General features: G+C 65.3%; 14 protein-coding genes. 6 read left to right on the forward strand and 8 right to left on the reverse strand.

The genetic code is table 11. The features are described from left to right. The first annotated feature begins 183 nt into the window (after positions 1 to 183). The 3 genes from ACSQ23_RS05435 to ACSQ23_RS05445 all read left to right on the forward strand — a co-directional run bounded on the left by ACSQ23_RS05435 (position 184) and on the right by ACSQ23_RS05445 (position 1,696). A complete protein-coding gene (locus ACSQ23_RS05435) occupies positions 184 to 318 on the forward strand; it encodes a hypothetical protein (RefSeq protein ID WP_274532681.1) in 135 nt (44 codons plus the stop codon). Between the two features lie 11 nt (positions 319 to 329). Next, on the forward strand, positions 330 to 716 hold the full coding sequence (locus ACSQ23_RS05440) for an Atu4866 domain-containing protein (protein ID WP_407065051.1): 387 nt from the start codon (positions 330 to 332) through the stop codon (positions 714 to 716). A 218-nt stretch (positions 717 to 934) separates the two neighbouring features. After that, the gene (locus ACSQ23_RS05445) at positions 935 to 1,696 is read left to right on the forward strand and encodes a nucleotidyltransferase domain-containing protein (RefSeq protein ID WP_436089987.1); all 762 of its coding nucleotides are present in this window, start codon (positions 935 to 937) and stop codon (positions 1,694 to 1,696) included. Between the two features lie 3 nt (positions 1,697 to 1,699). Here the strand turns inward: ACSQ23_RS05445 and ACSQ23_RS05450 are convergent, their stop codons facing one another. The 4 genes from ACSQ23_RS05450 to dnaN all read right to left on the reverse strand — a co-directional run bounded on the left by ACSQ23_RS05450 (position 1,700) and on the right by dnaN (position 7,063). After that, a complete protein-coding gene (locus ACSQ23_RS05450) occupies positions 1,700 to 2,035 on the reverse strand; it encodes a hypothetical protein (protein WP_055994621.1) in 336 nt (111 codons plus the stop codon). Between the two features lie 60 nt (positions 2,036 to 2,095). Beyond that, the gene (gene gyrB, locus ACSQ23_RS05455; protein WP_055994617.1) at positions 2,096 to 4,552 is read right to left on the reverse strand and encodes a DNA topoisomerase (ATP-hydrolyzing) subunit B; all 2,457 of its coding nucleotides are present in this window, start codon (positions 4,550 to 4,552) and stop codon (positions 2,096 to 2,098) included. Positions 4,553 to 4,735: 183 nt separating this feature from the next. Then, positions 4,736 to 5,860: a DNA replication/repair protein RecF gene (recF, locus tag ACSQ23_RS05460; protein ID WP_436089988.1), complete on the reverse strand. Its 1,125-nt coding sequence runs from the start codon at positions 5,858 to 5,860 to the stop codon at positions 4,736 to 4,738. Positions 5,861 to 5,944: 84 nt separating this feature from the next. Next, positions 5,945 to 7,063: a DNA polymerase III subunit beta gene (gene dnaN, locus ACSQ23_RS05465; RefSeq protein WP_055873696.1), complete on the reverse strand. Its 1,119-nt coding sequence runs from the start codon at positions 7,061 to 7,063 to the stop codon at positions 5,945 to 5,947. A gap of 219 nt (positions 7,064 to 7,282) precedes the next feature. Between dnaN and ACSQ23_RS05470 the strand changes: the two genes are divergently transcribed. Then, the gene (locus ACSQ23_RS05470; protein WP_436089989.1) at positions 7,283 to 8,347 is read left to right on the forward strand and encodes a S66 family peptidase; all 1,065 of its coding nucleotides are present in this window, start codon (positions 7,283 to 7,285) and stop codon (positions 8,345 to 8,347) included. Positions 8,348 to 8,360: 13 nt separating this feature from the next. Here ACSQ23_RS05470 and ACSQ23_RS05475 read toward each other — a convergent pair whose 3' ends face one another. From ACSQ23_RS05475 to mutM, 4 genes are all read right to left on the reverse strand, one after another. Further along, positions 8,361 to 8,528: a hypothetical protein gene (locus ACSQ23_RS05475; protein ID WP_156384483.1), complete on the reverse strand. Its 168-nt coding sequence runs from the start codon at positions 8,526 to 8,528 to the stop codon at positions 8,361 to 8,363. Positions 8,529 to 8,658: 130 nt separating this feature from the next. Further along, a complete protein-coding gene (gene dnaA / locus ACSQ23_RS05480) occupies positions 8,659 to 10,107 on the reverse strand; it encodes a chromosomal replication initiator protein DnaA (RefSeq protein ID WP_055873702.1) in 1,449 nt (482 codons plus the stop codon). Positions 10,108 to 10,987: 880 nt separating this feature from the next. After that, positions 10,988 to 11,254, reverse strand: a complete 267-nt coding sequence (gene rpsT, locus ACSQ23_RS05485; RefSeq protein ID WP_055047341.1) for a 30S ribosomal protein S20 — start codon at positions 11,252 to 11,254, stop codon at positions 10,988 to 10,990. A 150-nt stretch (positions 11,255 to 11,404) separates the two neighbouring features. After that, entirely contained in the window at positions 11,405 to 12,286 is an 882-nt protein-coding gene (gene mutM, locus ACSQ23_RS05490) for a bifunctional DNA-formamidopyrimidine glycosylase/DNA-(apurinic or apyrimidinic site) lyase (RefSeq protein WP_055873705.1), read from the reverse strand. Positions 12,287 to 12,467: 181 nt separating this feature from the next. On the opposite strand from mutM, the gene ubiE reads away from it, so the two are divergent. Next, positions 12,468 to 13,223: a bifunctional demethylmenaquinone methyltransferase/2-methoxy-6-polyprenyl-1,4-benzoquinol methylase UbiE gene (ubiE, locus tag ACSQ23_RS05495; RefSeq protein ID WP_055873708.1), complete on the forward strand. Its 756-nt coding sequence runs from the start codon at positions 12,468 to 12,470 to the stop codon at positions 13,221 to 13,223. Positions 13,224 to 13,227: 4 nt separating this feature from the next. Then, complete coding sequence (ubiB, locus tag ACSQ23_RS05500; protein ID WP_436089990.1) at positions 13,228 to 14,766, forward strand: 2-polyprenylphenol 6-hydroxylase; 1,539 nt, start codon at positions 13,228 to 13,230, stop codon at positions 14,764 to 14,766. Positions 14,767 to 14,903 lie beyond the last annotated feature (137 nt).

The following is a 14,903-nucleotide window of genomic DNA, read 5'->3' on the forward strand; positions in this document are numbered from 1 at the left end:
ATTCCTTCGTTCTCTTGTGCAGCCTACATAGCAGTTCGCGCGGGCGAGTCACGTCCGATCACGGAGTTTTGGAGGATTGTGCAATCACTCTGGAGGATCGGTCTACCGCCTCCACGGTGCTGTGCGCGATATAGCTGTCACCGCCAGACGCCACAAAGTCGGCGGCAGAAAGCGAGGACCCAAATGAACATCGATCTTTCCAACATCGCCCGGCGCCTGCAGCCCGCGGCCATCCTCGCCATCACCAGCAAGCTCTTGAAGCCGGTGAACACCCAGCCGCGCCGGCCACGCCGCGAGCGGCGGAGCATGAATGGCTAAGGGGCAACTGGTTGCGATGCTGGCCGGCGTGGCGCTGGTCGCCGCGCTCGCCTTCGTCGCCGGCACCACGCTCGGCCTGCGCTAGCGCTTTCGGGACTTTTTCTGTCCGAAATCTAAAGCGAGCCGACCACCTCCTCCAGCACGGAGATACACCAATGGGTACCAGACACGATTACACCGGCCTCTGGGTCACCGAAGACGGCGAGATCCGCCAGGCCCTCCTGCCCAACGGCCGCTACATCGAGGCGCGCGGCCACCTCGACGTGGCCTACCAGGGCAACTACCAGATCGTCGGCAACCACATCGAATACCAGGACGACACCGGCTTTGCGGCCGACGGCGACTTCATTGCCGGGGTGCTGCACCACGCCGGCATGGTGATGTACGCCCGCGACTGAACTTGGCGGCGGGGCCTTTGACGGCTTCGCCGGCCTCGACTAGGCTATGGCGCATGCACATGAACCGGCCAGCTTCGACCACCTCTACCACCACCGCATCGCGGCGGTCGGTTGGCGCATGAACTAGCCCGTTCATCTGACTGCGCAGACCAACCCCGCCCGGATACGAGCGGGGTTTTTCTTTGTCCCGGCGTATCCCGACCCAAGGAGACACCGCCGTGAACGAGCAGAACAACATCGCCAGCCACGCACTCGCCGCAGCCGAGGTGGCTCTGGCCAGCCGATTCGCCGGAGCCGCCTGCGCCTTCGTCGCCGGATCGATCATGCGGGCCGAAGGCACCATCGGCTCCGACATCGACCTCGTCGTGCTGTTCCCGCGCCTCGAGCGGGCCTGGCGGGAATCGTTTGTCGCCGACGATTTTCCGATCGAGGCGTTCGTCCACGATCCGGAGACACTTGCCTATTACCTCGACAAGGATATCGAGAGCGGCCGTCCGATCATGCTCGACATGGTGACCTCAGGCGTGGTCATCGGACCGCAGCGCACGCTGGCCGAGCCGATCCGGGCCACTGCGGCACGAGCTCTCGCCGCGGGGCCTCGCCCGCTGGATGGGCCCGCCTACGACACGATGCGCTACATGGCCAGCGACCTGATCGATGACCTGAGGGGGCGGCGGCCGCCAGCGGAAATCGCGGCCATTGCCGCGCAGCTTCATCCGCGGCTGATCGATCTGATGCTGCTTGGGCGAGGCGCATGGACGGGCGCGGGCAAATGGGGCCCACGGCTGCTGCGGCGGCTCGACGGCCAGCTCGCGGACCGTTTCGATGCGGCGTTCCGGACTGCGGCTCTTGGGGATGGCGCTGCGCTGATGGCGCTGGCCGAGGCGGAACTCGGCCGGCACGGTGGTCATTGCTTCGATGGTTACAAACAGCAGGCGCCGCTGGACGCGCGCATCCCGAGCGGCACGCGAGACCAGTGAACCCTATTTCTGGTCCCAGCCGACGATCACGCCGTCTTCCAGCGTGACCTTGTCGCGGTAACGGTTGGCGGCGACCGGACGGTATTTGAAGACCTGCTTGATCTTGGTCTTCATCACCTTTTCCTCGATCGAGGCCGGCTCGCCCCAGCTGTCGCGCAGCTGCTCGGCGGTCATCCCCTGCCAGATGGTTTTGCTCATCAGCGCATCGGCCAGCTTCTCGTCGCCGCCGTATTTCTCGAGCAGCCGACTGTAGCGGCTGCGTTTGGCCAGCGCGAAGGCGGCGAAACCCAGCACGGCAACAGCCACGACGATCAGGATGCCCGCGACGACCCATTCCATCGCAAGTTTCCTATGGGAGCGTGATCAGGACAGGAGGGCGATGCAACGCAGCGTCCTCCCTTACACGTCGAGGTTGGCGACGCTCAGCGCGTTGTCCTGGATGAAGTCGCGACGCGGTTCGACCAGGTCGCCCATCAGGTTGGAGAACAGCCGGTCGTGATCGTCGCTTTCCTTGATCTGCACCTGCAGCAGGGTGCGGACGTTCGGATCGAGTGTCGTCTCCCACAGCTGGCCGGGGTTCATTTCGCCCAGGCCCTTATAGCGCTGCAGCGAGATGCCCTTGCGGCCGACGGTGTTGATGGCGCCGAACAGCGAGGACGGGCCGTAAATGTCGAAACTCTGATCCTTGCGAGTGAGCTTGGCGACACCGCCATAGAGGTCGGAGAGCTTATCGACCGTGGCGCGGACCTTGCGGGCATCGGCGCTAGCCAGCAGCTGGGCATCGATGGCGTGGCTTTCGGTGACGCCACGGATGGTGCGGGTGAAGATCAGCCCGCCCTGGCCATCGGACACACCGCTCCAGCCGCGCTCGACCTCGTCGGCAAGCCGGTCGAGCCGGCGCACCACGCGTTCGATCACCGTCGCGGTACGGGCCGGATCGAGCAGCGCCTCGGCATCGAGGCCACCAACGATCGCCGCCTGTTCGATCAGCGAGCGGTTGTAGCGGGTGTTCACCCCCTCGATGGCGTGCACGATTTCGCGCGCCTGGCGGACGATCGAGAGCAGGTCCTCGCCGGCATGCTCGACCCCGTCCCGGGTCTTCAGTACGGCGTCGTCGGTGCCGGTGCCGATCAGGTAATCCTCGAGGGCCCGTTCGTCCTTGAGGTACTGCTCGGATGAGCCGCGCTTGATCTTATAGAGCGGCGGCTGGGCGATGTAGATGTGGCCGCGGTCGATCAGCTCGCGCATCTGCCGGTAGAAGAAGGTCAGCAGCAGGGTGCGGATATGGGCGCCGTCGACGTCGGCGTCCGTCATGATGATGATCTTGTGGTAGCGCAGCTTGTCCGGGTTGAACTCTTCGCGGCCGATCGAGGTGCCGAGCGCCATCACCAGATTGCCGATCTGCTCGGAGCCCAGCATGCGGTCGAAGCGAGCCCGCTCGACGTTGAGGATCTTGCCGCGCAGCGGCAGCACGGCCTGGGTGTAGCGGTCGCGACCCTGCGAGGCGGAGCCACCGGCGGAATCACCCTCGACGAGGAAGATTTCCGACTTGGCGGGATCCTTCTCCGAGCAATCCTTGAGCTTGCCGGCGAGGAAGTTTACGTCGAGCGCCGACTTGCGGCGGGTGAGTTCGCGCGCCTTGCGGGCGGCTTCACGCGCCGCGGCGGCTTCCGCCACCTTGCCGACCACCGATTTGGCCTCGCCCGGGTGTTCTTCCAGCCACTGCTGCAGCTTGTCGTTGACGCCGTTCTCGACCACCGGACGGACTTCGGACGAGACCAGCTTGTCCTTGGTCTGGCTCGAGAATTTCGGATCCGGCACCTTTACCGAGAGCACGCAGGTCAGCCCTTCGCGGATGTCGTCACCCGAGACCTCGACCTTCTCGCGCTTCAGGATGCCGCTCTCCTCGGCATATTTGGTGACCTGCCGGGTCAGCGCCGCACGCAGGCCCGCCAGGTGCGTGCCGCCATCGCGCTGCGGGATGTTGTTGGTGAAGCACAGCACGTTCTCGTGGTAGCTGTCGTTCCACCACATCGCCACTTCGACGGTGATGCCGTCCCGCTCCGACGCCAGCATGATCGGCGCACTGATCAGCGGGGTCTTGGCGTTATCGAGATAGCGCACGAAGGCCTCGAGACCGCCTTCATAGTGGAGCTCGATCTCCACCGGCTCGGGATGGCGCAGGTCCTTGAGGATGATGCGGACGCCGGAATTGAGGAAGGCGAGCTCGCGCAGCCGGTGCTCCAGCGTCTTGAAGTCGAACTCCACCATGGTGAAGGTTTCGGTCGAGGGCAGGAAGGTGACCAGCGTGCCCGAACGGCCTTCATAGGTGCCCGGCTGGTGGTTGGGCACATAGGTGCCGACCTGCTGCAGCGGCGCCACCGCGTTGCCGTGCGAGAACTCCATCTCGTGGATCTCGCCGTCGCGACGGATATTGAGCTTCAGCGACACCGACAGCGCGTTGACCACCGAAACGCCGACGCCGTGCAGGCCACCCGACACCTTGTAGGAGTTCTGGTCGAACTTCCCGCCGGCATGCAGCTGGGTCATGATGACCTCGGCGGCCGAGACGCCCTCTTCGGCGTGGATACCGGTGGGGATGCCGCGGCCATTGTCGTTGACCGAGACCGAGCCTTCGGCATTGAGCGTCACGGTCACGAGGTCGGCATGGCCTGCCAGCGCCTCGTCGATGGCGTTATCGACCACCTCATAGACCATGTGATGCAGGCCCGAGCCGTCATCGGTGTCACCGATATACATGCCAGGGCGTTTGCGCACCGCATCGAGGCCCTTCAGGACCTTGATGGAATCGGCGCCATATTCGTTCGGATCGGAGGGGGTCTCGGAGGTGCTCAAGGGGGTCCCGAATCAGGTCAGCAGGTCCGCTGGAATCGGTCTAGCGGATCGGGTGCTCATACCCAAGGGAAATGGCTATTTTTAGCCCGTTTTACAAGGCTTAGGGCTGGGTTGTGGATGGGTTCGGTGGGCAGGCCGCCTGGTTAGGCCGGTGGCTGTGGCCCCCCACCGGCCCGTCGACAGTCACGGCTCCCGACTGAGCCGTCCGTCCTTGACGATCACCCGCTGTGCGGCATCGGCCAGCGCCTCGAACAGCATGGGGTCGGTGCCGGTCATGAAACACTGGGTGCCGAGGCCGTCGAGCGCGGCGAACAGGGCGGCGCGGCGGCCGGGATCGAGATGCGCCGCCACCTCGTCGAGCAGCAGGAACGGCGCAATGCCGGCCGAGCGCTTGACCAGCCGGGCATGGGCGAGGATCAGCCCGATCAGCAGCGCCTTCTGCTCGCCCGTGGAGCCGAGCGCCGCCGGCATAGCCTTTTGCGCGTGGCGCACTTCTAGGTCGATGCGATGCGGGCCAACCAGGGTGCGCCCCGCGGCGCGATCGAGGTTGCGGTTCGAACGCCACAGTGCCCTCAGGTCCGCTTCGAGCGAGGCCGATGACTGGGCCTCGTGCCGGTCCTCGAACAGCGGCGTCAGCGCCAGCTGGGCCGCGGGAAAGTTGGCCTCGTCGACCCCCGCCGCGATCAGCGCCTGCAACTCGCCGAGGCTGTCGGTGCGCGCGAAATGTACGGCCGCCGCCGCAGCCGCCATCTGCGCTTCGACGGCATCGATCCAGATCGGGTCGGCATCCTCGTCGAGCAGCCGGTTGCGCTGCCGCATGGTCTTTTCGAAGTCCGACACCTGAGCCGAGTGGCCGGGGATGAGCGTCGTCACCAGCCGGTCGAGGAAGCGCCGGCGCTCGCTGGCCGGGCCGGTGAACAGCCCATCCATCGCCGGGGTCAGCCAGAGCACGCGCAGGTAGGCGCTCATCTCCTCGATGGTGCGGGCGTTGGCGCCATTGATGCGCACCCGTCGGCCGCCTTCCGGGCCACCGGCGCCGGTGCCGATATCGACCGGCCCTTGCGGCGTTTCGACCGTCGCCGCCACCGCCCAGAGCCCATCCGAGCCCTGCGCCGCCACCTCTTCGAATGGCGCGCCACGCAGGCCGCGACCGGGCGAAAGCAGCGAAACGGCTTCCATGAGGTTGGTCTTGCCCGCGCCGTTCGAGCCGACCAGCACCAGGTGCCGCCCGTCGAGATCGAGCGCCGCCGACGCATAGTTGCGGAAGTGGGAGAGACGAAGTCGGGAGATGTGGCGGGAGGGATGCATCAGCGAATAGTGAGTAGCGAATAGCGAACAGGGAAAGAACCCCCTATTCGCTACTCGTTATTGGCTGTTCGCTCGGCGCGCCGCCTACACCCGCATCGGCATCAGCACATAGAGCGCCTTGGCGTCGCCATCCTCACGCACCAAGGTGGGCGAGCCGGCGTCGTTGAACAGGAACACGGCGTTTTCCGAGCGGATCTGGCTGATGATGTCGAGCAGATAGCGGGCGTTGAAGCCGATTTCGAAGCTCTCGGGCTCGAACTCGACGGCCAGCTCTTCGCTGGCCGTGCCATGGTCTGGGTTGGTGACGGATAGCTCGAGCTGGCCCTCCTTCATCGACAGCTTCACCGCCTTGCCGCCGCGATCGGACGCGATGGTCGAGACGCGATCCACCGCCGTGGCGAAGGTCTGCTTGTCGACGTTCATCTGCTTGTCGTTGTTCTTGGGCGTCACCCGGTCGTAGTCGGGGAAGGTGCCCTCGATCAGCTTCGAAAGCAGCACCACGCCGCCGAGGGTAAAGCGGATCTTGGTGTCGGAGAGTTCGACCTCGACCTCGCCTTCGGCGCCTTCGAGGAGCTTTTGCACTTCCGACACGGTCTTTTTCGGCACGATGATGCCCGGCATGCCCTTGGCGCCATCCGGCGCATCGGACTCGGCGCGTGCCATGCGGTGGCCGTCGGTGGCGACGGCGCGCAGCGTCGGGGTGCCGCCGACATCCAGCATGTGCATGTAGATGCCGTTGAGATAGTAGCGCGTCTCCTCGTTGGAGATGGCGAACTGGGTGCGTTCGATCAGTTCGCGCAGGATCGGCGCGGCAACCGGGAAGGTATGGGTGAAGGTGCCGGACTTCAGGTCCGGGAAGCTGTCGGGCGACAGGCACGCCAGGTGGAAGCGCGAGCGGCCGGAGGTCACCAGCAGCTGCTCGGTGCCCTCGTTCTCGAGCCGCACTTCGGCGCCGTCCGAGAGCTTCCTGACAATTTCATAGAGGGTGTGTGCGGGCACCGTGGTGGTGCCGGCCTGGCCGACCATCGCCGGCACGCTCTCGGTGACCTCGATGTCGAGGTCGGTGGCGCGCAGGTCGAGCTTGCCGTCGGAGGCCTTGAGCAGCACGTTGGCGAGGATGGGGTAAGTATTGCGGCGCTCCACCACCCGGTGGACGTGCCCCAGCGACTTGAGCAGATGGTTGCGCTCGAGAGTGACTTTCATAAACCCAAAACCCCTACCCCAGACAGTCCGTGCCCGGCCAAAATCCGGTCAAAACCATGCGGAAACCGGGCTGCGACATTACAATTCAAGGGACAAAAGGCAAGGGACAGGCCGAAGCGTGGTGTCGCGTTCCACGGAAATCCCGTCCGGCCGGTCGAAGTGATGGCCCACGGCGCCACGAGAAGCTATCAGAACCCTCAAGAAACGGCAGGAACCCAAATGACTGGTGACCACAAGGGAGCGCTGATCAAGCCCCGCCGGCTCGGGGCCGGAGACCGGATCGCGGCGGTCAGTCCGTCCTGGGGTGGTCCCGGAGCCGTTCCCGCGCGCTATGCGGCCGGCAAGCGCCAGTTCGAACAAAGCTTCGGCATCGAGCTGGTTGAGATGGCGCACACGCTGGCGCCGGCCGACTGGGTGCGGGCCAACCCGAAGGCCCGGGCCGAGGACCTGATGGCGGCCTTCGCCGATCCTGATATTGCGGGGATCGTCGCCAGCATCGGCGGCGACGACGCCATCCGGCTGGTCCCCTATCTCGACCTCGAGGTGATCCGTCGCAACCCCAAGGTGTTCATCGGCTTTTCCGATACCACGAGCCTCCACCTCGCCTGCTATGCCGCCGGCGTCACCTCGTTCTACGGCCCCAGCCTGATGGCAGGCTTTGCCGAGAATGGCGGCATGCATCGCTTCACTGCCGAGGGGGTGCGCAAGGCGCTGTTCGAAGTCGAGCCGATCGGCCTCGTCACCCCGAATGAAGAGGGCTGGAGCGCCGAGCGGACCGACTGGAACGACCCGGCCGTGCAGGCGCAACCTCGCCGACTGCACCCGGCCGACCCGCCACGCCTGCTGCAGGGCAGCGGCATCGCATCGGGCCGGCTGCTCGGCGGCTGCGCGGAAGTGCTGGAGATGGCGAAGGGCACCGCCTGGTGGCCGCCGCTCGGCGCCTGGGATGGGGCGATGCTGTTTTATGAAACGTCCGAGGATGCACCTGACCCCGGCTTCATCCGCTACTGGCTGCGTAACTTCGCGGCGCAGGGCATCCTGGGGCGGCTCAGCGGCATGCTGCTGGCGCGCCCCGACCCCGGCAATGACGCGACCTATGGCGCCCGGCTCGAAGCCGCGGTCATCGAGACGCTGGCTGAGGAAGGGCTCGCTGAGTTGCCGGTGCTGTCGGGCCTCGATTTCGGCCACACCCAGCCGATGCTGACCTTGCCCTACGGCGCCATGGCCCAGATCGACTGCGCGGCCGCAACGCTCACGATCAGCGAATCCGGGGTCACGCCGTAGGGTGGGGTGGTGCTCACCGATCGCCGTTGAGGGCCCGTTCCATGGCCTCAAGGCGCCGTTCGGCATCTTCGGCATCGAGGCGCACCAACATCTCGTGCCAGGCCCGGTCAGGCGGCAGCGGCTGGGGTTCGGGACGCGCCCCGAGATCGAGGCGCTTCAGACCTTTTCTGATCCGCAGCAACAGCCGCGGAGTTCTACGCGATGTCGGCAACGCTACTAACCTACTAAGAGACCCTACTGGGTCGAAACTCAAATAGCCGCCGGATGGTTCAGCCGGCGGCGCCCTCTCCCGCAGGAGAGGGCCTCAAATCTCATTCTTCGAGCATGCGCTTCAACAGTTCGATCTCCTGCGCCAGCTCGCCGTCGTCCTTGATCATCTGCTCGACCTTGCGGACCGAGTGCAGCACGGTGGTGTGGTCGCGACCGCCGAAGCGCCGGCCGATTTCCGGCAGCGAGCGCGAGGTCAGGGCCTTGGCCAGATACATGGCGATCTGGCGCGGGCGGACCACGTCGCGCGAACGGCGCGAGGAGAGCAGGTCGTTGCGCGGCACCTTGTAGTGGCGCGACACGATGCGAAGGATATCCTCGATGCGGACGCGGCGGGCATCGCGCTGGCGCACCAGGTCGGCCAGCGTGCGCTCGGCCAGCGCCACGGTGATCGGCTCCTTGGTCAGCTGGTTGGCGGCCAGGAGGCGGTTTACCGCCCCGTCGAGGTCGCGGCCGTGGCTCACCACGACGCGCGCCACATAGTCCAGTACCGCCGGGGCGAAATGCGCATCGGAGAAGCGGGAGACCGCCTGCTCGGCGCGCCGGGTGACGATGGCGCGGCGGAGGTCGAGGTCGAACGAATTGATCGGCACCACCAGCCCGCCTGAGAGGCGCGAGCGGACGCGCTCGTCGAGCATTTCGAGGTCGCGCGGCGGCGCATCGCCGGCCACCACTACCTGCTTGGCGCCGGTCAGGAGCGTCCCCAGCGTATGGCCGAACTCGGTGGCGGATTTGCCCTGCAGGAACTGCATGTCGTCGATCAGCAGCAGGTCGACGCGGCGGAGCCACTCCTTGAAGCCGAGCGCCGACTGGCGCTGCACGGCAGTGATGAAGTGGTACATGAAATGGTCGGCCGTCAGGTAGACGATGTTCCGACCCGGCTCGGCCGCCCCGGCGGCCCAGGCGATGGCGTTGAGCAGGTGGGATTTGCCCAGGCCCACGCTCGAATGGATGTAGATCGGGTTGAAGCTGACGGTGTTGTTGGCAGCTGCATGCGCCACCTGTTTGGCCACCTGCAGCGCCATCTCGTTGGCGGAGCCGACAACGAAGCTGTCGAAGGTCATCTTGGGATCGAGCGCCGAGCCCGAGAGCGCGTCGCCGCGCGGCGACGGCACAGCCGCCACCGGCTCACGCACGGTGCGCGGGGTCGCCGGAATGGCGGGCACCTCGGTCTCGACAGCCTCAGTCGCCGCCTCGGCCTGATGCAGGCGCGGCCGGGCCTGGCCGTTGACGCGCACGGTGAAATGCAGACGGGCGAGGCCGGCGGCCTCGGAGCGGAACGCCTCGAGAATCTTCTCGGCGTAGTTGGATTGGACCCAGGACGACAGGAACCGGGTGGGGACGCTCAGATGGGCAAGATCGTCGACGATCTCTTCGAGCTCCAGCCGGGCGAACCAGGAATTGAACACATCCTCGCCGACGGCGGCCTTGAGCCGGGCGCGGACCCGCTGGAACAGTTCGTTCGAACCGAGTGGCTGGCCGTCCTTGCCCATCATTACTATTCCCCCCTTGTCGCCGCCCTGCCCCTTTCCGTTACCTCTATCCGATACCCAATCGGCACGACCCGCCGCCGCGTTCATCGCCATCGTGTGTGACCCCAAATCCTGTTCTATGCTGCCCCGTATGGGCACAGCGCCGCCAACCTAGCTGCCCGTTTTTCGGACAGACCTGTCCTGCCCGCGAACTTCGCCGCGGTTCAGTCTAACCAAACTTTCAATTGAGCCGAGCCGCTGATCGCGCCCGGGCTACCGCAACGTCTTACGATCCCGCAAGACCAGAACTAATACTAATCAAACCAGACTACGAATGGAGTTTCCCCAAGACTGCCGGCTGCGTCCATACCGCCTCAGCCACGATCTCAAAGTTCAGCATTCCTGCCAGTCATGTCGTCTCATTACTCGGTTCTGGCGCCGGGTGTTCCTGAGCGACGAGAGGCATCTTAGAGGGGCGGAATTTTCCAATCAACGGGGGTTTTTCACCAAGAGGGGGTTGACTCTCACCCTTTGCAAAAACCTTTCCGCGGCACTTTGTCCGGGTCGAAATCCAAGGCGCTGTGACTCAAGGGGGAATCGGGGTTTCGTGAGATTTTCGGCGCTTCCGCACTAAGTGGTTGCACCACCTCAATTGCGGCAATTCATTCCTGACAGGCAGATGAAATTCTGATGACGGACCTCGGCAAAGTCCCGGAAACGCAGGGCTTTCCAAAGGGGAAAACTCTTCACCCAGGTGTCGCAAAGCTGTCACACTGGGCGCGCCCATTCCCGGGACGTCCCGAGGAAGCCATCAAAACAGAAAAGCTCCCCGGAGGGAGCCCTTCACATTCACAAAGCTGTCGTCAAACCATCTTGACGATGGTTCGAACTCGGCGGCCGATCAGGCCTGCAGAGCCTTCACGCGGGAGTTGAGGCGGCTCACCTTGCGGGCGGCCACGTTGGCGTGGACGATGCCCTTCTGCGAGGCGCGGACGATCTCGGGCTCGGCGGCCTTGAGAGCGGCGACGGCAACCGCGTGGTCACCGGCAGTGATGGCTTCCTCGACCTTACGGACGAAGGTGCGCATGCGCGAGCGGCGCGACTTGTTCACTTCGGTGCGGGCCGCGATCTTGCGCGTGGCCTTCTTGGCGGAAGCAGTATTGGCCATCAATTCCTCTTTGGCGCTCAACCCGCTGGCCCAGCCGAGGCCGGTTTTCCAGGGGCGATGAAATGAAATCGGCGGCATCTCGGGCCGCCAAGTTGGGCGCTGTATAGTCGCGACGACCGGGGACGTCAACTGGAATCCCCGGCAGCCGGGCTAGTGCTGGCATACCGGGCAGAAGAAGGTCGAGCGACCCGACTGCACGATGCGCTTGATCACCCCGCGACAGCCCGGCGTCGGGCATGGCTCGTTCTCGCGATCATAGACGGCGAAGCGGTGCTGGAAATAGCCCGAATTGCCATCGGCATTGCGAAAGTCCCTGAGCGTCGAGCCGCCGGCATCGATCGCCTCGATCAACACGGTGCGCACGCCATCCGCCAGGTCTTCGAGGCGCTTGCTCGGTTTTCCCGATTTCAGCACCAGCGTCCGCGCCTCGATGTCGGGCCGGATATGGGCGCGGTGCAACGCCTCGCTGACATAGATGTTGCCCAGGCCCGCGACGACGCGCTGGTCGAGCAGCGCCGCCTTCATCGGGGCTTTCTTGCCGGCAAAGCGCTCCGCCATCTCGGCGGCGTTGAAGGCATTGGACAGCGGCTCGGGCCCCAGCCCCTCGAGATAGGGGCTATCGGCTTCGTGCTCATAGAGGTCGACGAAGCCGAAGCGGCGGGCGTCGTTGTAGATGAGCTTCATCGTGCCGTGCTCGGGATGGGTGAGCTCCAGCACCAGGTGGTCGTGCTTCCGGTCCTCGTCGGGCTCATAATAGCGCGACGGTTCCTTGAACTTGAAATCCTCGAAGCGATAGGCGCCGGTCATGCCCAGGTGGCTGAGCCAGGTTTTGCCGTTCGACAGCCGGAACAGCAAGTACTTGGCCCGCCGCCCGGTGCTCTCGATAGTGGCGCCTTCGAGCGCTCCCTTGAACCCCTCGGGGAACGGAAAGCGCAGGTCCTTGCGGTTGAGCGTCACCTTGTCGATATGCGCGCCGGTCACATAGGGCTCGAGCCCGCGGCGGACGGTTTCGACCTCTGGCAATTCGGGCATCAGGGGATTCCTTTCGAGCGCAGTATGTGGCCGCCCTGAATAACCGAAACAAGCGTCACCTGATGTCAGTGTTCGCTTTGACCCGGCAATCTTCACAGGGGCCCGCGCAACCATGCGCCCGTTTCCCGCATGGCAAGCCTCCGCCCCATCCGCTATAACGCCGGCAATCCGGAGACAGAGCATGGGCGAGACCACGCATTTCGGCGAACAGACGGTCGCCCTCGACGACAAGCAGGGCCTCGTCAACGAGGTGTTCCACCGCGTCGCCGATCGCTACGACCTGATGAACGACCTGATGAGCGGCGGCGTGCACCGCGTCTGGAAAGACGCCATGGTGGCGCGACTGGCGCCGCCCAAGCAGGGCAGCGTGCCCTACCGCGTGCTCGATATGGCCGGCGGCACCGGCGACATTGCCGAGCGCATCGTCAACGCCTCGGTCGGCTATGCCGAGGTCACGGTTTCCGACATCAATGCCGACATGCTCAGGGTCGGCGAGGAGCGTTCGCACAAGTGGCGCTTCCCGGCCCAGGTGAAGTTCGTCGAAGCCAATGCCGAAGACCTGCCGTTCGAAGACGAGAGCTTCGACGCCTATACCATCGCCTTCGGCATCCGGAACGTGCCGCGCATCGCCCTGGCGCTGAAGGAAGCGCAGCGCGTCTTGAAGCGCGGCGGGCGGTTCCTCTGCCTCGAGTTCAGCCAGGTCGATACCCCGGTGCTGTCGGAGGTCTACAAGGCGTTTTCCGACCGGGTGATCCCGCCGATCGGCCGGGCGGTGACCGGCGACGCGCAGCCCTACCAGTACCTGGTGGAATCGATCCGCAAGTTCCCCACCCCCGAGCATTTTTCGAAGATGATTGCCGATGCCGGGTTCAGGCGCGTCACCCACACGCCGTTCACCGGCAATATTGCGGCGCTGCACGCGGCCTGGAAGCTCTGACACCATGGGGCTCGCTGCCTATCTCCGCCTGGCCCGGGCCGGCTTCGTGTTGGCGCGCGAAGGCGCGCTGTCGATCTTCGATAACGATGCGCTGCCGCCGGTGATGCAGGCCGGGGTGCGCTTTGGCCGGCTGTTCGAACGCGGCGAGGTGAAGCGCTCCGGCCGGGTCGAGCGGCTGACCCGCGCGCTCAACCGGCTCGGCCCCACCTATGTAAAGCTCGGCCAGACGCTCGCCACCCGCCCCGATATCGTCGGCGCGGAGGTCGCCGCCGATCTCGCGGTGCTGCAGGACAAGATGGACCCGTTCGACGACAAGCTCGTCCCGGGGCTGCTCGCGGAAGCCCTGGGCGCACGGGCCGAAGAGTTCACCGATTTCTCGGCGCCGGTCGCCGCCGCTTCCATTGCCCAGGTGCACAAGGCCACCCTCACCGATGAGGACGGCCGGCGCACCGTGGCCGTGAAGATCCTCAGACCCGGCATCCGCGAGCGCTTCCGCGCCGATATCGAGAGCCAGTATGCCGGCGCAAAACTCGCCGAGACGCTGGTGCCCAAGCTGAAGCGGCTGCGGCCGGTCGACGTGGTGGCGACGCTCGACCGCTCGGCCCGCATCGAACTCGACCTTCGGCTCGAGGCGGCGGCGATCTCGGAGTTCTACGAGAACATCAAGGACGATACCGGCTTCGTCATCCCCAAGGTGATGTGGGATTTTACCTCCGATACCGTGCTCACCACCACCTGGGTCGACGGCATCCCGATCCGCGACAACGCGGCGCTCGATGCGGCGGGTGTCGATCGCAAGGCGCTGGCGAAGAACCTCCTGCAATCCTTCCTCCGCCACACCGTGCGCGACGGCTTCTTTCACGCCGACCTGCACCCGGGGAACCTGTTCGCCGACCCCAAAACGCAGAACATCGTTGCTGTCGATTTCGGCATCATGGGCCGCATCACCCGGCGCGAGCGGCGCTTTCTCGCCGACATCCTCTACGGTTTCATCACCCGCAATTACCGGCTGATCGCCGAGCGGCATTTCGAGATCGGCTATGTGCCGCGCAGCCAGTCGATCGACGAGTTCGCGCTGGCGCTGCGCGCCATCGGCGAGCCGCAGCATGGCCGGCGCGTTTCCGACATCTCGATGGCGAAGGTGCTGGGGCAGCTGTTTGCCACCACCGAGCTGTTCGAGATGCAGACCCGCCCGGAGCTGATCCTCCTCCAAAAATCCATGGTGCTGGTCGAAGGCGTGGCGCGGGCGCTCGACCCGGAGCTCGATATCTGGACCATCTCGGAGCCGATCGTCGGCGACTGGGTGCGCCGTTCGGCCGGGCCGCTCGGCCGGCTCGAGGAACTGAAGGATCACTTCGACACCGTGGTGACGACGCTGGGCCGGCTGCCGGCCATCGCCAGCAAGGCCGAGACCGCGCTCGACGACTATGAACGTGACAAGAATTCGCCCGATCGCAAGTTCAACCGCTTCATGCTGGTCAGCGGATTCTGGCTCGCGGCGGCGGTCCTCCTGGTCGCCTTGTGGCGGCTTCTCGGGCTGTGATTTACCACGCCCCTTCCGGGAAGAGGCAGAGCCCGGTGGGGGTAGACGGCCGGTGAACGACGGTTCATCAAGCGTTCATCACTGGGGCAATACCGAGGCGGCATGAGCTTGCGGCGCTTGGGACCGGCTCCTACAAC

The sequence above is a fragment of the Devosia sp. LjRoot16 genome (assembly GCF_964252795.1).
In the GTDB taxonomy this organism is placed as follows: domain Bacteria; phylum Pseudomonadota; class Alphaproteobacteria; order Rhizobiales; family Devosiaceae; genus Devosia_A.

Bases quoted from the DNA above. Each gene is read 5' to 3' on its own strand.
- ACSQ23_RS05435 (WP_274532681.1), top strand. From the start codon at position 184: ATGAACATCGATCTTTCCAACATCGCCCGGCGCCTGCAGCCCGCGGCC.
- ACSQ23_RS05450 (WP_055994621.1), bottom strand. From the start codon at position 2,035: ATGGAATGGGTCGTCGCGGGCATCCTGATCGTCGTGGCTGTTGCCGTG.
- recF (WP_436089988.1), bottom strand. From the start codon at position 5,860: ATGCATCCCTCCCGCCACATCTCCCGACTTCGTCTCTCCCACTTCCGC.
- dnaN (WP_055873696.1), bottom strand. From the start codon at position 7,063: ATGAAAGTCACTCTCGAGCGCAACCATCTGCTCAAGTCGCTGGGGCAC.
- ACSQ23_RS05470 (WP_436089989.1), top strand. From the start codon at position 7,283: ATGACTGGTGACCACAAGGGAGCGCTGATCAAGCCCCGCCGGCTCGGG.
- dnaA (WP_055873702.1), bottom strand. From the start codon at position 10,107: ATGGGCAAGGACGGCCAGCCACTCGGTTCGAACGAACTGTTCCAGCGG.
- rpsT (WP_055047341.1), bottom strand. From the start codon at position 11,254: ATGGCCAATACTGCTTCCGCCAAGAAGGCCACGCGCAAGATCGCGGCC.
- mutM (WP_055873705.1), bottom strand. From the start codon at position 12,286: ATGCCCGAATTGCCAGAGGTCGAAACCGTCCGCCGCGGGCTCGAGCCC.
- ubiE (WP_055873708.1), top strand. From the start codon at position 12,468: ATGGGCGAGACCACGCATTTCGGCGAACAGACGGTCGCCCTCGACGAC.
- ubiB (WP_436089990.1), top strand. From the start codon at position 13,228: ATGGGGCTCGCTGCCTATCTCCGCCTGGCCCGGGCCGGCTTCGTGTTG.